The organism is Nostoc sp. DedSLP03, assembly GCF_034530815.1.
Classification (GTDB): domain Bacteria; phylum Cyanobacteriota; class Cyanobacteriia; order Cyanobacteriales; family Nostocaceae; genus Nostoc.
Window position 1 is genome coordinate 22,258 of sequence record NZ_JAVRCK010000017.1, and the last position, 22,343, is coordinate 44,600.

The 22,343-nt window shown below is 40.8% G+C and carries 19 protein-coding genes; 13 read left to right on the forward strand and 6 right to left on the reverse strand.

What is annotated here, in order from left to right:
• Positions 1 to 229 precede the first annotated feature (229 nt).
• Both RM368_RS10670 and RM368_RS10675 read left to right on the forward strand, forming a co-directional pair.
• A complete protein-coding gene (locus RM368_RS10670; RefSeq protein ID WP_322694048.1) occupies positions 230 to 973 on the forward strand; it encodes a tetratricopeptide repeat protein in 744 nt (247 codons plus the stop codon).
• A gap of 168 nt (positions 974 to 1,141) precedes the next feature.
• A complete protein-coding gene (locus tag RM368_RS10675; RefSeq protein WP_322694049.1) occupies positions 1,142 to 2,755 on the forward strand; it encodes a tetratricopeptide repeat-containing serine protease family protein in 1,614 nt (537 codons plus the stop codon).
• 31 nt (positions 2,756 to 2,786) lie between these two features.
• Here the strand turns inward: RM368_RS10675 and RM368_RS10680 are convergent, their stop codons facing one another.
• Positions 2,787 to 3,395, reverse strand: a complete 609-nt coding sequence (locus RM368_RS10680) for a COP23 domain-containing protein (RefSeq protein ID WP_322694050.1) — start codon at positions 3,393 to 3,395, stop codon at positions 2,787 to 2,789.
• A 167-nt stretch (positions 3,396 to 3,562) separates the two neighbouring features.
• On the opposite strand from RM368_RS10680, the gene RM368_RS10685 reads away from it, so the two are divergent.
• A complete protein-coding gene (locus RM368_RS10685; RefSeq protein WP_322694051.1) occupies positions 3,563 to 4,435 on the forward strand; it encodes an NAD(P)-dependent oxidoreductase in 873 nt (290 codons plus the stop codon).
• A 9-nt stretch (positions 4,436 to 4,444) separates the two neighbouring features.
• Here the strand turns inward: RM368_RS10685 and RM368_RS10690 are convergent, their stop codons facing one another.
• The 4 genes from RM368_RS10690 to RM368_RS10705 form a co-directional block, all read right to left on the reverse strand.
• Positions 4,445 to 5,875, reverse strand: a complete 1,431-nt coding sequence (locus RM368_RS10690; protein WP_322694052.1) for a DUF4157 domain-containing protein — start codon at positions 5,873 to 5,875, stop codon at positions 4,445 to 4,447.
• Between the two features lie 57 nt (positions 5,876 to 5,932).
• Entirely contained in the window at positions 5,933 to 6,304 is a 372-nt protein-coding gene (locus RM368_RS10695) for a hypothetical protein (RefSeq protein WP_322694053.1), read from the reverse strand.
• Between the two features lie 33 nt (positions 6,305 to 6,337).
• Entirely contained in the window at positions 6,338 to 6,583 is a 246-nt protein-coding gene (locus tag RM368_RS10700; protein WP_322694054.1) for a hypothetical protein, read from the reverse strand.
• 197 nt (positions 6,584 to 6,780) lie between these two features.
• On the reverse strand, positions 6,781 to 8,043 hold the full coding sequence (locus RM368_RS10705; RefSeq protein WP_322694055.1) for a hypothetical protein: 1,263 nt from the start codon (positions 8,041 to 8,043) through the stop codon (positions 6,781 to 6,783).
• A gap of 194 nt (positions 8,044 to 8,237) precedes the next feature.
• On the opposite strand from RM368_RS10705, the gene RM368_RS10710 reads away from it, so the two are divergent.
• The 10 genes from RM368_RS10710 (at position 8,238) to RM368_RS10755 (ending at position 20,992) form a co-directional block, all read left to right on the forward strand.
• Complete coding sequence (locus RM368_RS10710) at positions 8,238 to 8,477, forward strand: hypothetical protein (protein WP_322694056.1); 240 nt, start codon at positions 8,238 to 8,240, stop codon at positions 8,475 to 8,477.
• A complete protein-coding gene (locus RM368_RS10715; protein WP_322671283.1) occupies positions 8,477 to 9,001 on the forward strand; it encodes a phage tail protein in 525 nt (174 codons plus the stop codon). Before RM368_RS10710 ends, RM368_RS10715 begins: the two co-directional genes overlap by 1 nt.
• 23 nt (positions 9,002 to 9,024) lie before the next feature.
• On the forward strand, positions 9,025 to 12,360 hold the full coding sequence (locus RM368_RS10720) for a hypothetical protein (RefSeq protein ID WP_322694057.1): 3,336 nt from the start codon (positions 9,025 to 9,027) through the stop codon (positions 12,358 to 12,360).
• Positions 12,361 to 12,398: 38 nt separating this feature from the next.
• Entirely contained in the window at positions 12,399 to 12,962 is a 564-nt protein-coding gene (locus RM368_RS10725; protein ID WP_322694058.1) for a hypothetical protein, read from the forward strand.
• A 116-nt stretch (positions 12,963 to 13,078) separates the two neighbouring features.
• Entirely contained in the window at positions 13,079 to 14,812 is a 1,734-nt protein-coding gene (locus RM368_RS10730; RefSeq protein WP_322694059.1) for a VgrG-related protein, read from the forward strand.
• A 28-nt stretch (positions 14,813 to 14,840) separates the two neighbouring features.
• Positions 14,841 to 15,338, forward strand: a complete 498-nt coding sequence (locus RM368_RS10735) for a PAAR domain-containing protein (protein WP_322694060.1) — start codon at positions 14,841 to 14,843, stop codon at positions 15,336 to 15,338.
• A 598-nt stretch (positions 15,339 to 15,936) separates the two neighbouring features.
• Complete coding sequence (locus tag RM368_RS10740; protein WP_322694061.1) at positions 15,937 to 16,350, forward strand: GPW/gp25 family protein; 414 nt, start codon at positions 15,937 to 15,939, stop codon at positions 16,348 to 16,350.
• Positions 16,347 to 18,542, forward strand: a complete 2,196-nt coding sequence (locus RM368_RS10745; protein WP_322694062.1) for a putative baseplate assembly protein — start codon at positions 16,347 to 16,349, stop codon at positions 18,540 to 18,542. The genes RM368_RS10740 and RM368_RS10745 overlap by 4 nt, the downstream gene beginning before the upstream one ends.
• 135 nt (positions 18,543 to 18,677) lie before the next feature.
• The gene (locus RM368_RS10750) at positions 18,678 to 19,712 is read left to right on the forward strand and encodes a phage tail protein (RefSeq protein WP_322694063.1); all 1,035 of its coding nucleotides are present in this window, start codon (positions 18,678 to 18,680) and stop codon (positions 19,710 to 19,712) included.
• A gap of 80 nt (positions 19,713 to 19,792) precedes the next feature.
• Positions 19,793 to 20,992 (forward strand): DUF4159 domain-containing protein, encoded by a 1,200-nt coding sequence (locus RM368_RS10755; protein ID WP_322694064.1) that lies wholly within the window; start codon positions 19,793 to 19,795, stop codon positions 20,990 to 20,992.
• Positions 20,993 to 21,009: 17 nt separating this feature from the next.
• Here RM368_RS10755 and RM368_RS10760 read toward each other — a convergent pair whose 3' ends face one another.
• The gene (locus tag RM368_RS10760) at positions 21,010 to 22,287 is read right to left on the reverse strand and encodes a hypothetical protein (protein WP_322694065.1); all 1,278 of its coding nucleotides are present in this window, start codon (positions 22,285 to 22,287) and stop codon (positions 21,010 to 21,012) included.
• Between the last annotated feature and the right edge of the window lie 56 nt (positions 22,288 to 22,343).

Genomic DNA, 22,343 nt, shown 5'->3' on the forward strand with positions numbered 1-22,343 from the left:
ACACGAATAAATTGTTTTTTGAGTAAAGCAGGTTCTAAGCGATTGCTTTATGTGTATTTAATATGATATTATTACATACGCTTGATTTTGATAAAGTTTTATGCATCGTCAACAAAACTTTTTGGGAAAATAAACATAAGTAAATTAATGGGTAAAAACTAGTGTATTTTGATAATACTCAAAAAACTAACAAATTTTAACATCATCTAATAATTTTTGTAGGTACAGCATGGTTTTTCGGCACTGCTTCGTTGCATCTGGCTTGATAGCTTTCTTGACATTTGGCTGTAGTGGTGGGGCAAACTCATCGGCAGAAAATACTACACAGGTTGTCCAAGAAAGCAATGTAACCCAACTTTTCATAGAAGCGAAGGCTACCCAAAAAGCAGAAGATTACTTTCATCAAGGTAACAATTTATTAGATAGACATAATTATGAAGATGCCATAAAAGCTTATGATAAAGCGATCGCCATCAAAGTTGAGAGTCCTGAAGCTTGGATTAATCGTGGCATTGCCTTAACATCGTTGCAACGCTACCAAGACGCTCTTGGATCTTATAATAGAGCGATCGCCATCAAACCCGACAAATATGAAGCTTGGTATAATCGTGGCATCGCCTTAACATCGTTGCAACGCTACAAAGATGCTGTTACATCTTACAACAAAGCGATCGCGATCAAACCCGATAAATATGAAGCCTTAATTAACCGAGGCATAGCTCTAACAAAGCTGCACCGCTACCAAGATGGTATTGTATCTTATGATAAAGCGATCGCCATCAAGCAAGATTTGCACCAAGCATATTACAACAAAGCTTGCTCTTATGCTTTACAAAGCAATCTAGAACTAGCAATTGAGAACCTAGACAAAGCAATCAAGCTTGTTCCTGATAAATACAAGAAGTTAGCAAAAACTGACCCAGACTTTAGCAAAGTGCGTAATGAAAAGCAGTTTCAAGAATTACTGCAATAGTATTTTGTAATCATTACTGGGCGTAAATTAAAGTTCAAGTCCACTATATTCCTATGCATACCCTCTGTAGTAGCGATTTTAATCGTCCAGTGCAAAATGTAAGATCAATTACTTTAAAATAAAAGACAAGTCAAAATGAATTAAACCATTAAATTATACAGGTACGGTATGATACCTTGGTATTGGTATGCTACCTTTGGTTTTATCGCTTTATCTCTCATCAGCTGTAACAGCCGCAAAACACCTGGAGAGATTGCCAAAGAAGCGCAAGAAAGCGTGGTTTTAATCAACTACGCAGATAAACCAGGACAAGGTACAGGATTTTTTGTGCCGGGAAAAAACAAAGAAGTCTGTACCGTACTTACGGCGCGTCATGTAGTACCACCCAGCGCCAAATTAAAATTGCAAACCAACGATCAAAAAATCTGGACAGTAACAGATATCACACGCTTTCCCCAGCAAGATTTAGCTGTAGTGACATTTAAACCTGATGGTGGAACCTGTCTTTATAAAGCCCTTCCTTTGGGTGATTCTGACAAAGTGAGTCTGGGAGATAGCATCTACATCACTGGTTTTCCTGGTAATAGTTTAAAGAGACAATTTATTGTCGGTACAGTATCATCAATTGACAGCCTAACCGATGGCTATGGAATTTCCTACAGTGCAACAACCGCAGGAGGGATGAGTGGGGGCCCAGCGATGAATGCAATAGGAGAAGTGATTGCAGTGCATGGGCTTACCGAATTAGAACTTATTAGACAAGCTGAACTTAAAGGTGAAACACCACCACCACAACAGCAGTCTACAACAATTGCTAATTCACAACCTGGCGATGGCACTTTCAAATGGGGTATCCCGATTAATACATATTTGACTGAAGTTGTGAAGCAAGCGGAGATTACCCAAAAGTCGGAAGATTTTTGGAATGAAGGCAATGATTACTTTGTCAAGCAAAAGTATAAAGAAGCGATCGCATCTTATGATAAAGCGATCGCCATCAAACCTGACTACCATGAAGCTTGGTATAACCGAGGTAATTCCCTAGCTAACTTGCAACGGTATTCTGAAGCGATCGCATCTTATGATAAAGCGGTTGCCATCAAACCTGACGATCAGGACGCTTGGCATAGTCGAGGTATTTCCCTAGATAACTTAAAACGTTATTCCGAGGCGATCGCATCTTATGATAAAGCGGTTGCCATCAAACCTGACGATCAGGACGCTTGGCATAGTCGAGGTATTTCCCTAGATAACTTAAAACGTTATTCCGAGGCGATCGCATCTTATGATAAGGCGATTGCCATCAAACCTGACTACCATCTAGCTTGGCATAATCGAGGTGTTTCTCTAGAGAGGTTGCAACGCTATTCTGAGGCGCTTGCATCTTATGATAAAGCGACCGTCATCAAACCTGACGATCAGGACGCTTGGTATGGTCGAGGTTTTTCTCTAGGAAAATTGGAACGGGATTCTGAGGCGATCGCATCTTATGATAAAGCAGTTGCCATCAAACCTGACTTCCATGAAGCTTGGAATAACCGAGGTGTTTCCCTAAAGAACTTGCAACGGTATTCTGAAGCGATCGCATCTTATGATAAAGCAGTTGCCATCAAACCTGACTTCCATGAAGCTTGGAATAACCGAGGTGTTTCCCTAAAGAACTTGCAACGGTATTCTGAAGCGATCGCATCTTATGATAAGGCACTCGCCATCAAACCTGATTATCAATTAGCGATCAATAATCGCAATATTTTACTGAAGCAGCTTGGGCGGTCAAATTAGGTGTAAATTTAAGCCTAAAAATAAATTAATGTTATTTAATAGCAGTTGAGCCAGCCTTGATATCCTCAGCCGCCAGATAGTTTTCAAAATTAATCTCAGAGGATTTGAAGATAACACTTGGAGAACCAGAGCCTTGTTCAACAGTAGTACCATTCTTCAAAGCTTGTGTCATCCGTCGCAGCGAGTCGTAGCCATCAGCACTAACTTTGAGAGTCACTAACAGATTGCAATTGTTGCGGTCTAGCTTGGTATTGACGCAGATTACAGATTGGCTGGGTGTTTTTGGGTCAAGACGATGACTCAACCCAATTAAACCATCCTGGCGAAAGCCTTCCAATCGTTGAGCAATTACATCGCAGCGTTTTTGTGTATCCCAATCATTACCAAAGCTGTTAACCATCCTTAGCCAAGGCTTTTTGCCTCGATCGTTACGATACATCACTGTCCACACTTCACCGCCGTTTTGTGTATCAGGTTGTAAAGCACAAGAAAAGCGGTCTTTTGAACCGAAGCCTGGTGTTTCTGGAGTCCAGCCAGTAGCAACAAGGTATGCCAAAGCTAAACCAGCAACACTCGCCACTGCACCAATAAAGCCAATAGTCAAATTCACTCCGTCAAATATATTTTTATTTTTAGACATAGAACCTGCCCTCAAATCCCCGTAAAGTGCTGGCATTATTAAGATACATCAGCTACACAACAAATTACAGAAAGAATTTTAAAGTAATTGCGATCGCGATAAAAACACAGGTTAATATATCTACAAATAAATGAATTATCAAATAGAACTTTAGTTTTACATAAAATATGAAAAGATTATTAATAACCGGAGCAAGTGGTTTTTTAGGATGGCATCTTTGCCAGCTTGCAAAACAAGAATGGGATATTTATGGCACTTATTTATCCCATCCTTTAAAGATTCCTGGCATAAAAATTTTACCAGCGAACTTAACAAATTTTCAGGAATTGAAACGCATATTTAATGATGTCAAACCAGAAGCAGTTATTCATACTGCCGCACATTCGCAACCAAATTTTTGTCAAACCAACCCCAAAGAATCGCACGCAATTAATGTGATAGCATCCTGCAATATTGCCGGACTTTGCGCGGATAATTCTATTGCTTGTGTTTTTACCTCAACCGACTTAGTTTTTGATGGCTTAAATGCTCCATATCAAGAAACAGATGCCGTGTGTCCTGTCAATCTTTACGGTGAGCAAAAGGCGATCGCAGAAGCAGATATGCTAGAAAGGTATCCCATGACCGCAGTGTGTCGAATGCCGTTGATGTTTGGTGCAGCAACACCCACAGCGAAAAGCTTTATTCAGCCATTTCTTCAAACTTTACAAGCTGAAAAAGAACTAAATTTATTTATTGATGAATTTCGCACCCCAGTAAGTGGCACAACTGCCGCCAAAGGACTTTTATTAGCATTAGAAAAAGTTAATGGCATCATTCATTTAGGTGGCAAAGAGCGGATTTCACGTTATGATTTTGGACAAATATTAGTAGAAGTATTTCAACTTCCCGCCACTAGACTTAAATCGTGTCGGCAACAAGATGTGAAAATGGCAGCACCTAGACCAACGGATGTTTCTTTGGATAGTTCCAAAGCTTTTGCATTGGGGTATCAGCCTTTATCTGTAAGGGAAGAATTAGAGGCAATACACTTCAGCTAAAGCTTAGTGTTAATTGGATATGTATACATGGATATTCGCGTTTACAGATTTTGTAGAAGATGATTTTTTGGGATCTGTCCTTAAAAAATTTATATAACCCTCATTATTTCTGTGACTGTCAAGCACATGGTAGTTCTGTCCGCTTTTTCCCCTCCATGCGTTAATCACGTCATCGCAAATTTTCTGTGAAATCTTAAACGTTGGAAAATAATTCCATCTTCCCGTCTTTGTCCCATCAGCTGTTCCATCATCCTTTAGTATAAAGTCTTCAATTTTATTGATGAAACTCTGTACTTCTTGTTGATGCTGCTCCTGCTCTTGGGCTTTTTTTTTCTCCTGCTCTTCGGCATTTGCCTTGGCTTTTTGGTCTTCTGTAGGGGGTGCTTTTACACTAGCAGGTAGTCCACTTCCCCACACTCGCTGCACATTTGCGGTATCTAATACTCCCCCATTTTGCTGCACAACATGGGTCAACTCATGCGCCAACAACTCCTGTCCAGCCCGACTCCCAGGATTATATTCTCCCGAACGAAAGAACACATCCTGTCCCGTCGTAAAAGCACGCGCCTGAATTGACCGATTCAACTGGTCAGATTGACCATCTGTGTGAACCTTCACCCTACTGAAATCTGCACCAAATGCCACCTCCATCGGTTTGCGGATATTGTCTGCCATAGACTGTCCACCACCCCTAGCTTGGTTAATGGACGCTTCCAAGTCTGGCGCACCAACCATCCCAGCCTTGGCCTGACGCTGCACCATCGGCTTCATCTGTAATTCTTCTTCATCCTCTGGCACTTCTTCTCGTTGCAGTGTGCTATTGTCCAGAGATTTCATTTGCAACTCTTCCTCATCTTCTGGCACTTCTTCTCGTTGCAGTGTGCGATTGTCCAGAGATTTCATTTGCAATTCTTCCTCATCTTCTGGCACTTCTTCTCGTTGCAGTGTGCTATTGTCCAGAGATTTCATTTGCAATTCTTCCTCATCTTCTGGCACTTCTTCTCGTTGCAGTATGCTATTGTCCAGAGATTTCATTTGCAATTCTTCCTCATCCTCTGGCAATGCTTCTCGTTGCACCAAAGGAGTGATGGAATCTGCCAGAGGTTTCATCTGCAATTCTTCTTCATCTTCTGGCGCTTCTTCTCGTTGGATAGACTGGCGATTTACAGGTTGCGCCATTGTTTGCATTACCTGCTGTGCGACGCTATCAGCTTCCTGTTCGTATTTGTCTCCAGGCTGGCTAATTGAGAGTTTTGCTTGGGTACGCAGTGGTATGCGACTGATATCGTGAGTAACTGGTTTGTGGAGTGGTTGTATTTTAGGAATTGCTTGGCGTGAAATTGCCGACGACTCCAAACCAAAGCCACGTATCGGTTGTTTCAGGGATGGAATTGAGAAGCCTGTAGTAGTTTTTTTCTGCCGACTGACATGTTCTCTCATTTTCTTCTCCAGATTGCCCAAGCAGTAGCTAGATGAATATTTTACTGTTAATAATATCTAGAGTACTGCGATCGCACTTGTAATACAATTTGTCGAAAGTCTAAATTTTCGGGAACCCCATTCTATAGTATCGAGCGATTGCACTTCTGCCTTCTCGGAATTAACTTCCGTCAAGACGTTTCGGTGTTTCGCGCACTCTGTATCAACTTCTGCCTTCTCGGAATTAAATTCTGCCAAGACGTTTCGGTGTTTCGCGCACTCTGCATCAACTTCTGCCTTCTCGGAATTAAATTCTGCCAAGACGTTTCGGTGTTTTGCGCACTCTGTATCAACTTCTGCCTTCTCGGAATTAAATTCTGCCAAGACGTTTCGGTGTTTCGCGCACTCTGTAGCAACTTCTGCCTTCCCTGAAGTAACTTTTGTCTTCAAGTAAGAGAACTCTAAAAAATAAATCATCCAATTTCATCGAATCAAAAGGACTTTCTCTTCCCCTGCAAAGATATCCTTGCTCTGTCCATAAACAATGGAAATGATCGGGTAATAGCATAAATGCGTCGATGGTGAAGGGATATTTTTGACGTACATGAGTGATAGCAGCACGCAGTGCAAGGCGTGCGATGTTGCTGGTGAGCAAGGTTGGCGATGATGAGTGACTTGAGTGACAAAATAAGTACCACCAGGAAGTTTGGCTCGGTGGTAATTGGGCATAGGTATTCATTGATGAGTCGATTGTCTTAAAATATCCATTGTTTATGCCGAATTAATATCTCTCGTAGGCTGCGTTAAGCGTTCGTGTTTGGATATTTTGACAAGCGATTTGGTTGTTTACGCCGTAACTCACCAAATTATCGGTTTGGTGCGTTACTTCGTTAACGCACCCTACAAGATCGGGCGATCGCACATATTCAAGTTGAAGCTTCAGCAGGCGCATTATCTATCAGCCATGCCTCACCTGCTTTTTCACTGCTGCTATATCCCGTTGTATAGCCCCAAGGTGCTGCCGATACGCCCATAGCAATTAAGATACTTGGCACCAGCTTTTCATCTAATTCAGCAACCTGGAATTCCTTCTTTATTTTTTCCAAGATAAATTGTCGTGGATATTCTGGCATCATACTTAAGGCCTCCCGACTCTTCTTCATTTCTTTCCAAATCTGATTGAAAGCAAACCTTTGACCAAGCTGCTTCCATTGCTCTTTACGTTTTCCATACTCTGCCTGAGCAGCAGCCAATCTTGTTTTGAGATCCGCTTCGCTTATTCCGCCCTTATTGTCTTTATTTTGTTGCATAAAGGCTAAAGTGCCAAGATCAAGAGAAGGATAGGTAACTTCTGCAAAATTGCTAACTTTTAAAGACCAATTATCCTTTGTGTAAATATGGTCAACACTATCTGAGGCTGTTAGGTCTAGCCATGCAATATAGTTGCTTCCTTTTTTTAACCGCAAAACTAAATCAGGACGGGTTCCACCTACCGTTACCTGTGTATCCACTGAATACTCTCCACCGATTTTGGGGTGAAACTCCGAGTTTGAGTCACTCACCAACGATTCGATCACATATCCAAAGGCTGCTGCCATCAACTTCGGGCGCTTTTGCGATAAATGTTCATTCCACTTTTGAACCCAAAGTTTGGTATAACCGTTCAATTCCCCATAAGCTCCTAAACTAGGTACGGTGATTGCATAGTTATATGCCTTTTGAACAGTTTCATTATAGGCTGTGAAGAAAGCCCTAGATGCCTCGGCGCTTGTTGGATCGGATTTGTCATAGGTAGCATTTTCGATATCTCGCTGGATTATAGGTTCTCTTGTTTTGCTACCTATCATTAACATCGGCGATCGCTTCACCATCGGCTTCATCTGTAATTCTTCCTCATTCTCTGGCGCTTGTTGTCGTTGTATGTCCAGAGATTTCATCTGCTGTGCGACGCTATCGGCTTCCTGTTCGTATTTGTCTCCAGGCTGGCTAATTGAGAGTTTTGCTTGGGGACTACGCAGTGGTATGCGACTGATATCGTGAGTAACTGGTTTATCGAGTGGTTGTATTTCAGGAACCGCTTGGCGTGAAATTGCCGGCGACTCCAAACCAAAGCCGCGTGTTGGGTGTTTCAGGGATGGAATTGAGAAGCCTGTAGTAGTTTTTTTCTGCCGACTGACGTGTTCTCTCATTTTCTTTTCCTGGTTGCCCAAGCAGTAGCTAGATAAATTATTTTACTGTTAATCAAAATTTAGAGTACTGCGATCGCACTAGTAACACAACTACTCAAAAGTCAAAATCTAGGCAAAAACTAAGTTCGACTTTTGGCTACTTTTGATTCTGATGCAGTACCTTTAGCCTGGATTTAGGGAGAGTTTTTTTATTTATGGACTCAAAACAGCAACAAAATTTTTTCACCTTTGATGGAGATGTTGGCGGTACTGCTGGCTACGCTGGGGTTTCGGCGGCATCTGATGCTACTAACGCGGCTAAAACGGCAAGTAAATATCTCAACGACTCACTGCTGATGAACCAGCTGACAGAACACGTGTATAAACTTTTGCTAGAAGATTTGCGATCGCAGCGCGAAAGAGTAGGTAATTATAATTCTCAAAGGTGGTTGTGATGGCTACAGGCGCTAATAATGGCAACATTACTCACGAATTAAATTATGTCACTACTAATCGTTTCTACGTAGAAATAGACAGTTCTATTGCTGCATCTTTTGCGGAATGTTCAGGATTAAGTATTCAAATTAAGAAAAATGTTTTCCAGGAAGGTGGTGTTAATGACCAACAAAGAATTTATTTAGGTCATACAGAATTTGCAGACATAACTCTTAAACGTGGAGTTACCGACCATCCAGGTTTTTGGAACTGGATGAATGCAGTTTTTGATGAAAAAAAGAAAACGTCTCGACGCAATGTCAATATTCTGATTTTCAATCAAGCCGGTGAAACGATGATGAGTTGGACTTTGATTGGTGCTATTCCTATAACCTGGAAAACACCTGCACTTCAAGCAGATGGTAAGGCGGTTGCTATTGAAGAATTAACTTTAGCTTATGAAGGCTTACAAGTTGCAAGGTCTACAGGAGGAGGCACTTCTGTACAACGGAATCAAAAAAGTGGGTATTTCGTTTCTAGCTAATTGGCTATTTTTCAACGATAACTATGCAAATTATTCAATCTCCACTAGGAAATAATATTCATCCCCTTGGGGTAATATCATCTTTATCAAATCCTGAGAGAATGATATTGAGAAAACAATCTCATTCTCTGCATTCAGGAAGTAATTTTATTAGCCCGATACAAACTAAGCTACCATTAGTTACATCCTCTAAATTTTTATTATCTCGTGAAAATGAACCATCGATACAACCATTAATAGGTTGGGATAGTTGGGATAATCAAGATATAAATAGTGATTTACCATTATTTGAATCTGATTCTTTTGATTCAATTCCTCTACCCGAAAATAGTCATATTAATACTGATGAAATATTAAAAAACAGTATTCCAGATATACTGCCAAATCGAATTGATAAAAAAACAAGTGATGATACCTCGCAACAATTAAATATTAAAGGTAAATCTAAATCAAAAAAAGCAAATAAATCTCAAAAACTACTTGAGAAAAAATCCAATTCAAAATCTAGGAAAGCAGCAAAACCATCTGTAGCTAAGAAGAGTGTTCAAAAAAATGTTAATATTAATAGTAATGAAAATAGCTTATTAACATCAGATGAGCCTCTGTCTATTGAGACTAATTTGGAAATACCTACATTGCAACTGGATAATGCTGTCGTTGATAACTCTCTAGGTTTGCCGTCAGCACTAACCTCACCTGAACTTGATGATGCACCTACTTTGCTTCATCCTTTGGTGAATGATGAAAATACTGTAGTAGAGCATATTGCTGTACCTAATTCTGAATCTTCAGTTGCAAAAAATCCTATTGCAATACAACAAGAAATTGATTCCAATGTTTCAAGTGATTTTTTAGCAAATATACCTGTTCAGTTAACACCTACTTTAGATGATATTGAAGATACACCTAATTTATTCAGAAACTCTGATAATCATGAACCGTTAGTAATTTCAGAGTCACAGTCTGCTATGGTGGTTAATGTCTCAGATGCTTTAATAAATCTAACTTCACTGCAACGTGACAGCTATCTTGAGAGTACTAATAACGAATTTACAGAAAGTCAGCCCATTTTAGTACCACCTGAGATTGTTGAAATACCAACAATTACTCCTACATCACCTAAGATAGGTGAAACTGCGATCGCGCCACTTACCGCCACATCACCAGAGATTTCTGAAATACCAATAATTAACGCTATATCGCCTGAAATTGGTGAAACTGCGATCGCACCACTTACCGCCACATCACCAGAGATTGTTGAAACACCAACAATTAGCGCCATATCGCCTAAGATAGGTGAAACTGCGATCGCACCGCTTTCCGTCACATCGCCAGAGATTTCTGAAATACCAACAATTACTCCTACATCGCCTAAGATAGGTGAAACAGCGATCGCACCACTTTCCGCTACATCGCCAGAGATTTCTGAAATACCAACAATTACTCCTACATCACCTAAGATTAGTGAAACTGCGATCGCACCACTTTCCGCTACATCGCCAGAGATTTCTGAAATACCAACAATTATTCCTACATCACCTAAGATAGGTGAAACAGCGATCGCACCACTTTCTGCTACATCACCAGAGATTGTTGAAACACCAATAATTAGCGCCATATCGCCAGAGATTTCTGAAATACCAACAATTAGCGCCATATCGCCTGAAATTGGTGAAACTGCGATCGCACCACTTTCCGCCACATCACCAGAGATTTCTGAAATACCAATAATTAACGCTATATCGCCTGAAATTGGTGAAACTGCGATCGCACCACTTTCCGCTACATCACCTGAGATTTCTGAAATACCAATAATTACTCCGACATCGCCTGAAATTGGTGAAACTGCGATCGCACCACTTTCCGCCATATCACCTGAGATTTCTGAAATACCAATAATTACCGCTACATCGCCTGAAATTGGTGAAACTGCGATCGCACCACTTACCGTCACATCGCCAGAGATTTCTGAAACACCAATAATTAGCGCCATATCGCCTAAGATTGGTGAAACTGCGATCGCACCACTTACCGTCACATCGCCAGAGATTTCTGGAACACCAATAATTACTCCTACATCGCCTAAGATTGGTGAAACTGCGATCGCACCACTTTCCGCCATATCACCTGAGATTTCTGAAATACCAATAATTACTCCGACATCGCCTGAAATTGGTGAAACTGCGATCGCACCACTTTCCGCCACATCACCAGAGATTTCTGAAATACCAATAATTACTCCTACATCACCTGAGATTGTTGAAACTGCGAGTATTTTCAGGAAAATTATTGACAATGAACAAATAGTAGAATCAGAATTTACCTCTGCGGTAACAAATGAAGAAAATCCTGAAATATTAACCTTTGTTGATACCTCAGATAATCCAACCTCCCCACAAAATGAGGTAAACACAGTACCTCAAGTTGAGCAAAATGCGATCGCAGAAAATTTGCCAGCACCTAAAGGTTATGCTACTGGTGGCCACGTAACAGATTCCCGCGTTGAAAATCGCCAGCAGATAGCAGCCTCGGATACAGTACCTGCAATGCTTACGCCTGGGGAGTTTGTGATTAATACTAGAGATGCACAGAAGAATCTACCCCTACTACATCACATCAACACGGGTGGAACACCCCAAGATATTATTCTTCCAAGTTTACAGACACCCAATTCCACAGAACCAGAAGAAACAATTTCTTCAGAGACTCCGACTAAAGTCGATTCTTTTCCAGACACTTCATTACAGCTAAAAAGTGCTGAGACTGATTCACCTGAGATATCAAATTCTTTAATTCCTTCTTCCTTGGGGTTGAATATTAATAAACAGAGACTTTCGATCCTCAATTCTCCAGAGATTCATACCCTTCACAATGAAACAATTGATGTAGGCGAATCCTCACCTCAATACTCATCGCCTCCCCTGATTTTCCGCAAAGCAAATTCTCCCACTAAAACATCTTCTCAATGGTCAAATACACCTTCTCAATGGTCAAGTGTAGAAGATTTACTAAATGGAAATGATGATGAATTCACGAGCTTTAATTTTCATGATGGAGAATTTAATAGCCAAAATTATGAATATTCTCATGTTTCAGAATCACCACAAGTTTTTGCTAAACATCTTCCTTCACCTAGAGGCTTTGCTGATGGGGAAGAAGTCACTCCACCCGACATATCTAGAGAAATAGCACCAGTAACAGAGACGATAGAGAGCGCATCTTCATTTTCTCAAGGAGATGATAAAGATGATACAGCCGATCTTGAAGCTCTAGCTCGTGAAGTTTATAGCAGATTACGACAACGAATAGAAATTGAGCGAGAACGACATGGTGGTTCCTCTGGTAGATTACCTTGGTAAATTTGTATTTAAGAATTAATTTTTGGAGAAATACTCAAATGGCAAGTCCAGCAATTATTGTTATTCAAAAACGTCAACCGCAACTTGAGAAAGCCAAACTTGTAGCTTATAACGGTGAAGCGCCAGATATTGAATTAATGTTTAATCCTACAGATATTAGTTTCTCTCGAACTGTTAAGTGGGAAAGTAAGGATGGTAATAGAGGAACTACTCTACTTCCGAAAGTAAACTTTTCTGGCGTTGAACCTTACAAATTTACGCTCAAACAGTTACTTTATGATACTTATGAAACAAAAGAATCGGTGATGAAAAAATATATAGATAAAATTAAGAAAGGTGTAGAAACTATCAGTAAAGCAACTGATAAACGACCACCTGTTTATATATTTACATGGGGGAACGAGTATTTTTATTGTGTAATCACGAGTTTAACCTACACTTTAAATATGTTTTTGAGTGATGGTACACCAGTAAGGGCACTGGTAGATATAGCCTTGCAAGAAGTAGATAAGAATAACCTTCCTGGAGGCCGTCAATCTGCTTCTACAGGCAATGCTCGTGCGGGAGATCCAAAAGGACAAACACTGAGTAAAACAAAATAAGTAATACCAATTTGAAAAAAGAATGCGACAAATAGACCATTTGTAGAGACGCGATGAATCGCGTCTTTAGCCAAAGAGGTGTTACTGAACATTCCATAAGTTATAAATTAATAATTATGCCTGCAAAAAAAAGCCTTTATTTAAGCGAACCTAAAATACAGATAGATGGAAAACAGGCTTCTCCTGAATTAATGAAGGATTTATTGCAAATCACAATCGAAGAAAGCCTTCATTTACCAGCAATGTTTACGCTAGTAATCCATAACAGCTATATTCCCGCATCTGACCGACCAGAAAACAAAGCTTGGCGACATGAGCCTTTATTTAAAATTGGTAAAAAAGTGAAATTGGGTTTTACTTCTAGTACGACTCTAGATAATAACTTCCAAGAGGAGGTAGGAGAATTCCTCATTGAAGGCGAAATTACAGCGATGGAAGTTAACTTCAATGAAAAATCTGAAGCTGATATCATTGTTCGCGGTTATGATATTTCTCATCGTCTGCACAGAGGTCGTTATAATCGTTCTTTTTTAAATAAAACTGATAGCGATATAGTCAAGCAAATAGTTAAAGAAGTAGGCATAAAACTGGGCAATATAGAGGCAACTGGTGAAGTTCATAAGTATGTATTTCAAGAAAATCAAACCAATATGGAGTTTTTGCGAGAAAGGGCTGCTCGCATTGGTTTTGAGTTATTTATTACAGAGGAAAAACTCAATTTTTGCAAACCAAAAACTCAGGGTTCTTTATCATTAAAATGGCTAGTTGATATTAATAAATTTAGTACCCGCGTTACCAGTGCTGAACAGATAAGTTCTGTAGAAGTACGCGCCTGGGACTATACCCAGAAAAAATTGATTAGTGGAACAGCCAAGAAAGAAAAGCAAATAACCGAGACAGGTAATCGGCTAGGAAGTAGTACTAGTAATGCATTTTCTAATCTTAAATCTCCCAAAATGATTGTTGTAGATAAACCTGTTGCCAGCAAAAAACAAGCAGACACGATGGCTCAGGCTTTGTGTGATGAACTAGGGGGAGAATTTGTTTATGCAGATGCCAAAGCAGAAGGGAATCCTGAGATTCGTCCGGGACGGGTTATTAATCTTCAGGGTATGGGCGATCGCTATAGTGGTAAGTATTATGTTACAGAAACCCGCCATTTCTTTAGTCAACGCGTTTATGAAACTTATTTCAGCGTGCGGGGACTACGTTCTGGTAGCTTATTCACAACTCTATCTCCAGAAAAACGTCTCCAGCCATCTGAGACTTTATTAGTGGGGATTGTCACTGATAACAAAGACCCAGAGGCATGGGGTAGGGTGAAGGTTAAGTTTCCCACGCTCACAGAAGAACATACAAGTGACTGGGCGAGAGTTGTAGCTGTGGGAGCAGGCAAAAATAGAGGTTTTGACTGTTTACCAGAGGTAAACGATGAAGTTTTAGTAGGTTTTGAGCATGGCGATATCCACCGTCCCTACGTTATTGGCGGAGTATGGAATGGCAAGGATGCACCACCAGAAAAGGTAAGGGATTCAGTTACAAACGGTGTAAGATTACGCACCATTAAAACTCGTGTAGGTCATACACTACAGTTTATTGAAGAAGATAAAGGAACTAGCAAAAAAGGTATTCGCGTAGAAACTGAATACGGTCACAAAATATATCTTAATGACAGTCAAAGGTGCATAGAGATTGAAACCAAAGGCGGTCATAGAATCAAAATGGACGATATGGCTAAATCTGTTTCAGTGAAATCAACAGGTAATATGTCATTAGATGCTGCCGGAAATATCGATATTTCAGCCAACGGTACGATTACAGTTAAAGGTGCGTTGATTCGACTTAATTAATTCGTAATTAACACAATAGGAGGTTGTCGTGGGTAGACCAGCAGCAAGAATTACTGACAACGTAGCGCACCCCTTACCCCCAGTTTTAACAGGAGGGCCGGGTAGTCCCAATGTGTTGATTGGGTCTTTACCTGCGTGGCGGGGTGTGCTTGCTGCCGCAGTACCAGGTTTGCAGTCTGCCAAAACCGCTTCTGATACAGCTATCCAAGCCGCTGAGGCTGCTACTTTAGCGGCAGCTGGTACACCAGGGGCACCTGCTGCCTTAGCTGCGGAACAAACTACAAAGGCAACATCAGCAGCTACTATGGGTAGTGCGATCGCTGCTGCTGCTGCTGGTGCTGATATTCATAATTGCGCCACACCCTTGCCCGTCCCTCCTCACGGCCCTGGGGTTGTGATTGACGGTAGTCAGACAGTGCTGATTAACAATCTGCCTGCCTCTCGGATGGGCGACACTGTTTTAGAAGCATTAGGGCCGCCGAATAAAATTATCAAAGGTAATCCCACTGTTTTGATTGGCGGTTGATTGGAGAAATAAGCACTAAATCAGCCGCAATTCGTGATTATTTATCTGAAAGAGGTTTGACTATAGCAGAAAAATGATAAGTAAATTATTTCAGGGGATCGTTGAATTACTGATAGCAATAGTAGGTTTACAAATTTTTTTCCTAGAAATAGAGGTTATCCAGATATGGTTACAGCCTCCTTGGTTTGGTTTTTTACGAACTCCTCAGCTAGTAAAGGTTATGACTCTTCTACCGATTCTAGTGCAGTTGAGGTTGCTTTGATATGGCTATTAGTACTTCTTAATGCTATCTCTCTCCATCGTGGTCTAATTGCTACTTTAATCTTGTTTATCTTGGTTGGAATTACTTTTTTAATAATATATTCTAATACGATTCAGTTACAGTTTAAATAAAGGTCTTTGTACTCAAGACTAGAAATTAACTGTAGTACATCTCAATAATTTCTCACTCTTGTCTTAAACCTCGTTCCCAGTTTCAGAGAATTTTGAATTTTGAATTTTGAATTATCGGCAGGGTTCGACCTTTGGCGAATAGGCTTAAAACTTCTGTGCCGATATCTTTGAAGATATCCATGTAACAGCTGTCTAAGTGCCAGATATGGTTTATGGTCGTGAACGAGCCTATTTGGGAACAGGTTGGGCTTATCCACTGCATTTAAACGTGCAAGGTGGGATACAACTTAGCCGTGAAGATCAAAAAGTTAAAGAATCTATTTGGATTATCCTCCGCACAGGTGTAGGTGAGCGAGTTTATCGCCCTACCTTTGGTTCGCGCCTGTCGGAACTGGCGTTTGCACCTTTGAATAGCGATACCCTACTGCGAATCCGTCTTTATGTCTTAGAAGCTTTAGAAGTTTGGGAACCACGCATTACTATCGATGAAGTTGTTACCGATCCTGACCCTGTGCGTGGCAGAGTGGACATCATCATCAATTATCGGCTTAAAGACAGTCCCGATATTTATAGTTTTGTTTATCCTTATTATTTGGTGTCAGCTGGGGAGGAATCGTGAACTTTGATTTTTTACCGAAATTACCTTCTTCCAACTTAGACGATCGCGCCTTTGATGATTTGGTGGAAGAATGTATTATGCGTATTCCTCGCTATTGTCCAGAATGGACTGACCACAACCTCAGCGACCCAGGAATTACGCTCATTGAATTATTTGCTTGGTTAACCGACCAAATGTTGCTCAGATTCAACCAAGTACCTCGAAAAAATTATGTTGCTTTTTTAGAATTACTAGGTATTCGTCTCCAGCCTCCCGCCCCAGCCCGCACGGAATTAACTTTTTATTTAAGCGCTGCACTCCCTGAAGCCTACACGATTCCCGCCGGATTAGAAGCTTCAACTATTCGCACTGAAACCACAGAAGCAATTACCTTCAGCACAGATTCTCCTTTAATTATCGGCAAACCTCGCATCCAACATTTCTTAACTGCCCAAACTACCGAAGATATTCCCCAATCTCTGCGCGAAAGAGTCACAACTTCCTGGACTCGTCAATCTAACGGTTACTGGACAGGTAACGAACAACCGATTTTTGAAGAGGAACCCCAGCCTGGTAACTGCTTTTATTTAGCAATTAATTCTGACGATCCTTTAGACGCTAATGTTTTAGAAATTATTTTCCAAGGGGCTGCGGCTACCCCTGCGGGAATTAACCCCAATCAACCACCCCGGAGATGGGAAGCTTGGGATGGGGAAAATTGGCAATCAGTTTTATTGCAAGAATCAGATGATAAAACTCGCGGTTTCAGTTTTTATGAAATCGCCCAAGAAGGTGAAAACCCGTCTCAAGGTGCAGAAGTACGTCTGCATTTACCTCAAATTTGGCCTGTGGCTAATTTTACCTCTTACCGAGGCCGCTGGTTGCGCTGTAGCTTTGTAAGCACAGAATCGAATGAAACTGGTTACAATCGTCCGCCACGAATTATTGGTTTAGCAGTGCGTTCAATTGGCGGTACTGTTAGGGCTAGCCATAGTACGCTGATTCAAGATGAGCGATTGGGAATTAGTGATGGTACACCCGGTCAAAGTTTCCAGTTACAAACAGCACCAATTTTAGAACGCCGAGAAGATGAGTATATTTTAGTTACTCCGGCTGGTGGTTTGCCGCAAAAGTGGACTGAGGTGAGAGATTTTGCTGATTCTGGGCCGCATAACTTCCATTACACCATTGATTCCATCACTGGTACAATCCAATTCGGGCCGCTGATTCGGGAACCTAGCCAACTTAAACAGCATACACAGGTGCGAACGCGAATTCAGCAACCATCACTAGATGACACATCTGTACAAATTCTCGAAAATAACCAGTCGGAACATCAATATGGGGCAATTCCTCCCCGTGGTGCAGAGATTAGGATGGTTAGTTATCGTACAGGCGGTGGTAGAGAAGGCAATGTGCAAACTGGGGCAATTCAATTTTTGAAGTCTGCATATCCTTATGTTGCTAGTGTGGTCAATCGCGTACCAGCAATCAATGGAGCAGATGCCGAATCGCTAGAACAAGCTGTGATGAAGGCTCCCCGCATCCTCCGCACGCGCGATCGCGCCGTCACTGCTGAAGATTTTGAAGTTTTAACTCAACAAGCGGGTGCTGGTGCGATCGCTCGCGTCCGGTGTTTGCCAGCAAATTCTCGGAGGCAAGCTGGTATAGTTAGTTTGCTGGTAGTTCCTTATGCAAATACGGATGCGATCGCCCAAGGCAATGGGATGACACCAGAAGATTTTGCCCTGAGTAATGCCCTGCAAGAGCAAATTTTGAGTTATTTAGATGAAAGACGCTTACTAGGGGTACAAGTAGAGTTACAAGAGCCGAATTACGTAGGTGTTTCGGTACAGACAGAAATTGCTCTAGAGCCAGCCTACAATAATCCTTTTGCCAGTGAAGAAATTCGTCGGAATTTAAGGCGATCGTTGTATAAATATTTAAATCCATTAACTGGAGGAATCGACGGCAAAGGTTGGCCATTTGGGCGACCAGTTTATACATCAGATATTGTGGCATTACTGCAACAAACCCCAGGCGTGCGTCATTTAGGCCCCGTCTTGCTATTTCCCATCCGCAAGCAAGGAGAAAATTGGCGGCGACAACCATCACCAGAACAATTGATCGATCCGGGATCGGAAGGTTTGATATGTTCTTGGGCTGATACAAATCTGCGTTCCAATCACGACATCCAAATCATTAATCGTTGATTTGTCATTTGTCATTTGTCATTTGTCATTTGTCATTGAGTATGGGGATTGAATCTTCAATTTTGAATTTTGAATTTTGAATTTTGAATTGATTTCTCCCCTGCCCCCAATCCCCAATCCCCAGTCCCCAATCCTATGGTTCAAAGTCGCTCTAGTCCAGCTGTAAGCATTCAATTAACGCCAATGCAAATTCCCGAAGCTTTACCTGTGGCAGGTTTAGCATTTGCAAATGCCGAAAATATTGATGTAGCTGGACGTAGTTTGCTTTTGCATCCTGGACATCCCAGCGAGATGATTGTGCAGGTGCAAAACTTAGAACAACGTCCTTTACGGGTAAGCTTAAGCGTTGAGGGAAACTTCCCATCCCAGTGGTGTCAGATTGGTACAGAAGGCAGTGAGATACCGCCTCGTGGACAAATGGATGCTGTTCTCCACTTCTCAATTCCCGACACATTTTTTGAAGACCAAGAAGCAATTTCTCCTGGAAAAAAAGACAAACTAACACTCAATTTTCGCAGCCTAATTACTCTACATATAGACCCAGGTACGGACAACGAACAAATCGAGAGAAGCGAGTATTTTGATTTATACATCCGTCCTTATACTGCATACATGGAATTATTGCCAATTTTGTATCGGGAAGTGGACTTTATTGGTCGCTTTATGAAAATATTTGAGCAAGCTTTTCAACCAATAGTTGATAGTTATAACGTCATGTGGGCAAACCTCGATCCTTTGACAGCACCGCAAGCATTACTACCCTTTATGGCTCATTGGGTTGCTTGGCAAGTAGATTCTGTTTGGGATCTTCAGCAACAACGGCGTTTAATTCGCCGAGCCGTAGAACTTTATCGCTGGCGAGGAACTCGTAAAGGATTGCGTCTTTACTTGCATCTTTATACTGGTTTACCGCTAGACAAACATTTACCGAATGAAGCTGATAAACATATTAGTATTACAGAACCTTTTGGCCCAAGTTTTATTATCGGAGATGCACAATTAGGAAATGCAGTTTTAGCAGGCGGACAACCATATCATTTTATAGTGCGTTTGCGTTCAAATATTTCTAGTGGCGTTATCAACGAAGAACTTATTAAAAGAATCATAGAACAAGAAAAACCTGCTTTTTGCACCTATGAATTATCTATCGAAAATCCTTCTAGCCAATAAAATTTTAAACTTATTTTCCCTGCCCCTCTGCCTGAGCTTTTCTTAATTTTGAATTTTGAATTTTGAATTTTGAATTAATTATGTCTCATCCTTTCCCACCCCCACCAATTAAATCCTTTGAACGCCTGCAAGCCGCAGACGGTTTATTAATCAATGCGGAACGCTGGCGCACAGCCCATGAATATCACCGTAATCGGCAAAATGCTCAATATCAAAGTTTAAATCAACCAGGAATTGTCTGCGGTTTAGGCGTGCGAGATGTAACTGCCCCTAGCCAAGTTGAAGCTAGATATCGAGATGGACGTTGGGTACAAATTCAACCTGGGATTGCAATTGATTTAGCAGGTAATTTAATTGTTGTACCAACTTCTTATGATTTTCCCATCGATTTAGAAGTAGTAAGTTCTGAACCGCTCATGATTTACTTAGTAGTTAGCTATGTAGATCCCGATGAATTGCAGCGCGGGCAGCAAAGAGATATTGTTCAAGAAACTTATCGAATTGACCAAATAAACTCTACACCAGCCAGTTCAGAAATAGAAATATGTCGAATACTCTTACAACCAGGACATACTGACATTACCCAACCTGCGGATGCTTTTTTTCCTGGATATAATAATATTGATTTGCGCTATCGTCGTCAGGCACAAATGCGTCCTCAAGCACTTGTATGTATGGCACAGGCGACTCATAGCGATCCTGAATGTGCGCGTAATTTTTTCAGCCTTTCATATTTATTACAAGCAGTAGAACCCCTGTACCCAAGTTTGCGAGGGGCTGATGAACCAGGTCAGGTTTCTTTAGCAGAAAACATCCAAGACTATGACATCCTTTATCTCACAGGTGGACAAGCAATTTCTTTAAATAGTCTCGAATTTGAATCCCTCAAAAATTATTTAAATTTAGGTGGTGTACTTTTTGTTGATGCACCAACAAATGCTAATCCTCTAATTGAGAGTACTCAAGCTTTGGCACAACAATTAGAGAGTCCTTTAAGACCTTTAGAAGAATTGCAACGAAGTCATCCTTTAAGGACAAAACCTTTCTTATTTGCTGCCTTACCAATGGTTAATCAACAACAGATAAAACTGTTAATTGGTGGAGGAATTATTTTAGTAATTGGAGATTTAGCAACTGCTTGGGGGCTGGATAGAGATTTGAGTTTACCCAGATTGACCATTCGGACAGCTCAGGAATTAGGAATTAATATTCTTCATTATGCTTGGAAGCGGCGACAGTTAATTGGGTTGCAACAAGAAGATAATTCCGGGCAGTGGTGAAAGCCAACTTAGTAAGATTATTGAGTTTGGTTATTTGCGATCGCACTATTATTTTTGTCGTGTTCCAGTTCTCTCATGAGAGAATCCAAACCACTGGTATTATTTCCACTTTGGGCAAATAAAGACCGAATTTTATTAATTATCGTACTCATACTATTGGAGAAAAACTGACCGAGATTATTAACAAAGTTTTTCAGTTTTTCAAAAATCGAAACCTCGACAGTGGAGTATTTATTGACAATGGGATATACAATTTTTCCTTTTTCTGTTTGATAGTATTCTTGTTCAGGCATCAACATTGATGTGAGTGGTTGCACCTGTTTTGCCATATCAGCTTCGGTTCGTTTATTGCTAAGGAATAAAACATCATAAATTTTTCCATTCCAGCTAGCCCAATAATGGTTTTGGAAAAACCATCGTTTTCCATCATCACAATTAGGTTTTTTCCCTTGGTATGGGGTAGCTCCAGCTTCACTCAAAAAAGGTTTGGCGATACTTTCAATTGCGATTTTCTCAATGCCAAAATACTCTTCTGCAACTTTTTTAAAAGCACGGGCTAATGTCTGACAATCTCCTTCTGGAGAGCCTTTTAAGAGTGTTTCTGGACTCTTGCTTACCATTGTGTATTGAAATTGGATATTTACAAAGTTTTTGAAAAGTTGTTCCAGTATTTTATCTTGTGGTAATGTGTCATCTATACCATTGACTAGTGTTTTGGCTAGTGAATATTCTTGTAAAAATTTTTGTTTTTTATCTGCTGAGTTATTTGCTGCTAATATTTCTTCAGACTTTGCTTGTTCGTTCTGATTAGCTGGTATCGTCTGCTGTGCATCCTGGTTTTGCAGAGGAGATCGATTAATTTGATTGACTACAGAAGTAGCAACACTATCGGCCTCTTGCTCATATCGATCTTCTGATTGACCAATAGTCAGTTTTGGCTGTATTTCTCCTATTGACACGCTATCAGCACGTTTTATCGCCATTTTGCTCAGGTTATGACCAAACTGCGAAGAGTGTTCCTTCCCTTGCTGCAAAGACTCATTCATCTTTGTTTGCAATACAGTGAGTCGCTCTTGTCCCTCTGGCGTGATCGTGCCATGCTTGGCTTGTATTTGGAGTTTCGTTGCCTCAAACTGATATTGTTGAAATTTCTGATTTTCTACCTTTGCCTGTACTATAGGCTTCTTGGAGGCAAGTTGAGAGTGGGTAGTGAATAAATACGATTGCAACTGACTTTGCTCTGACGAATAAGCGGATGAGTCAGCTTTTTTGTGGATTTGTAGCCGTTCTTTCATCGCTAGTTTCAAAAGTCAATAGTGGGTAATCTATATATTATGTCACTTACTTAAAG

Coding starts and splice junctions, on each gene's coding strand:
- RM368_RS10670 (WP_322694048.1), top strand. CDS start 230: ATGGTTTTTCGGCACTGCTTCGTTGCATCTGGCTTGATAGCTTTCTTG.
- RM368_RS10675 (WP_322694049.1), top strand. CDS start 1,142: ATGATACCTTGGTATTGGTATGCTACCTTTGGTTTTATCGCTTTATCT.
- RM368_RS10680 (WP_322694050.1), bottom strand. CDS start 3,395: ATGTCTAAAAATAAAAATATATTTGACGGAGTGAATTTGACTATTGGC.
- RM368_RS10685 (WP_322694051.1), top strand. CDS start 3,563: ATGAAAAGATTATTAATAACCGGAGCAAGTGGTTTTTTAGGATGGCAT.
- RM368_RS10690 (WP_322694052.1), bottom strand. CDS start 5,875: ATGAGAGAACATGTCAGTCGGCAGAAAAAAACTACTACAGGCTTCTCA.
- RM368_RS10700 (WP_322694054.1), bottom strand. CDS start 6,583: ATGCCCAATTACCACCGAGCCAAACTTCCTGGTGGTACTTATTTTGTC.
- RM368_RS10705 (WP_322694055.1), bottom strand. CDS start 8,043: ATGAGAGAACACGTCAGTCGGCAGAAAAAAACTACTACAGGCTTCTCA.
- RM368_RS10710 (WP_322694056.1), top strand. CDS start 8,238: ATGGACTCAAAACAGCAACAAAATTTTTTCACCTTTGATGGAGATGTT.
- RM368_RS10715 (WP_322671283.1), top strand. CDS start 8,477: ATGGCTACAGGCGCTAATAATGGCAACATTACTCACGAATTAAATTAT.
- RM368_RS10720 (WP_322694057.1), top strand. CDS start 9,025: ATGCAAATTATTCAATCTCCACTAGGAAATAATATTCATCCCCTTGGG.
- RM368_RS10725 (WP_322694058.1), top strand. CDS start 12,399: ATGGCAAGTCCAGCAATTATTGTTATTCAAAAACGTCAACCGCAACTT.
- RM368_RS10730 (WP_322694059.1), top strand. CDS start 13,079: ATGCCTGCAAAAAAAAGCCTTTATTTAAGCGAACCTAAAATACAGATA.
- RM368_RS10740 (WP_322694061.1), top strand. CDS start 15,937: ATGGTTTATGGTCGTGAACGAGCCTATTTGGGAACAGGTTGGGCTTAT.
- RM368_RS10750 (WP_322694063.1), top strand. CDS start 18,678: ATGGTTCAAAGTCGCTCTAGTCCAGCTGTAAGCATTCAATTAACGCCA.
- RM368_RS10755 (WP_322694064.1), top strand. CDS start 19,793: ATGTCTCATCCTTTCCCACCCCCACCAATTAAATCCTTTGAACGCCTG.
- RM368_RS10760 (WP_322694065.1), bottom strand. CDS start 22,287: ATGAAAGAACGGCTACAAATCCACAAAAAAGCTGACTCATCCGCTTAT.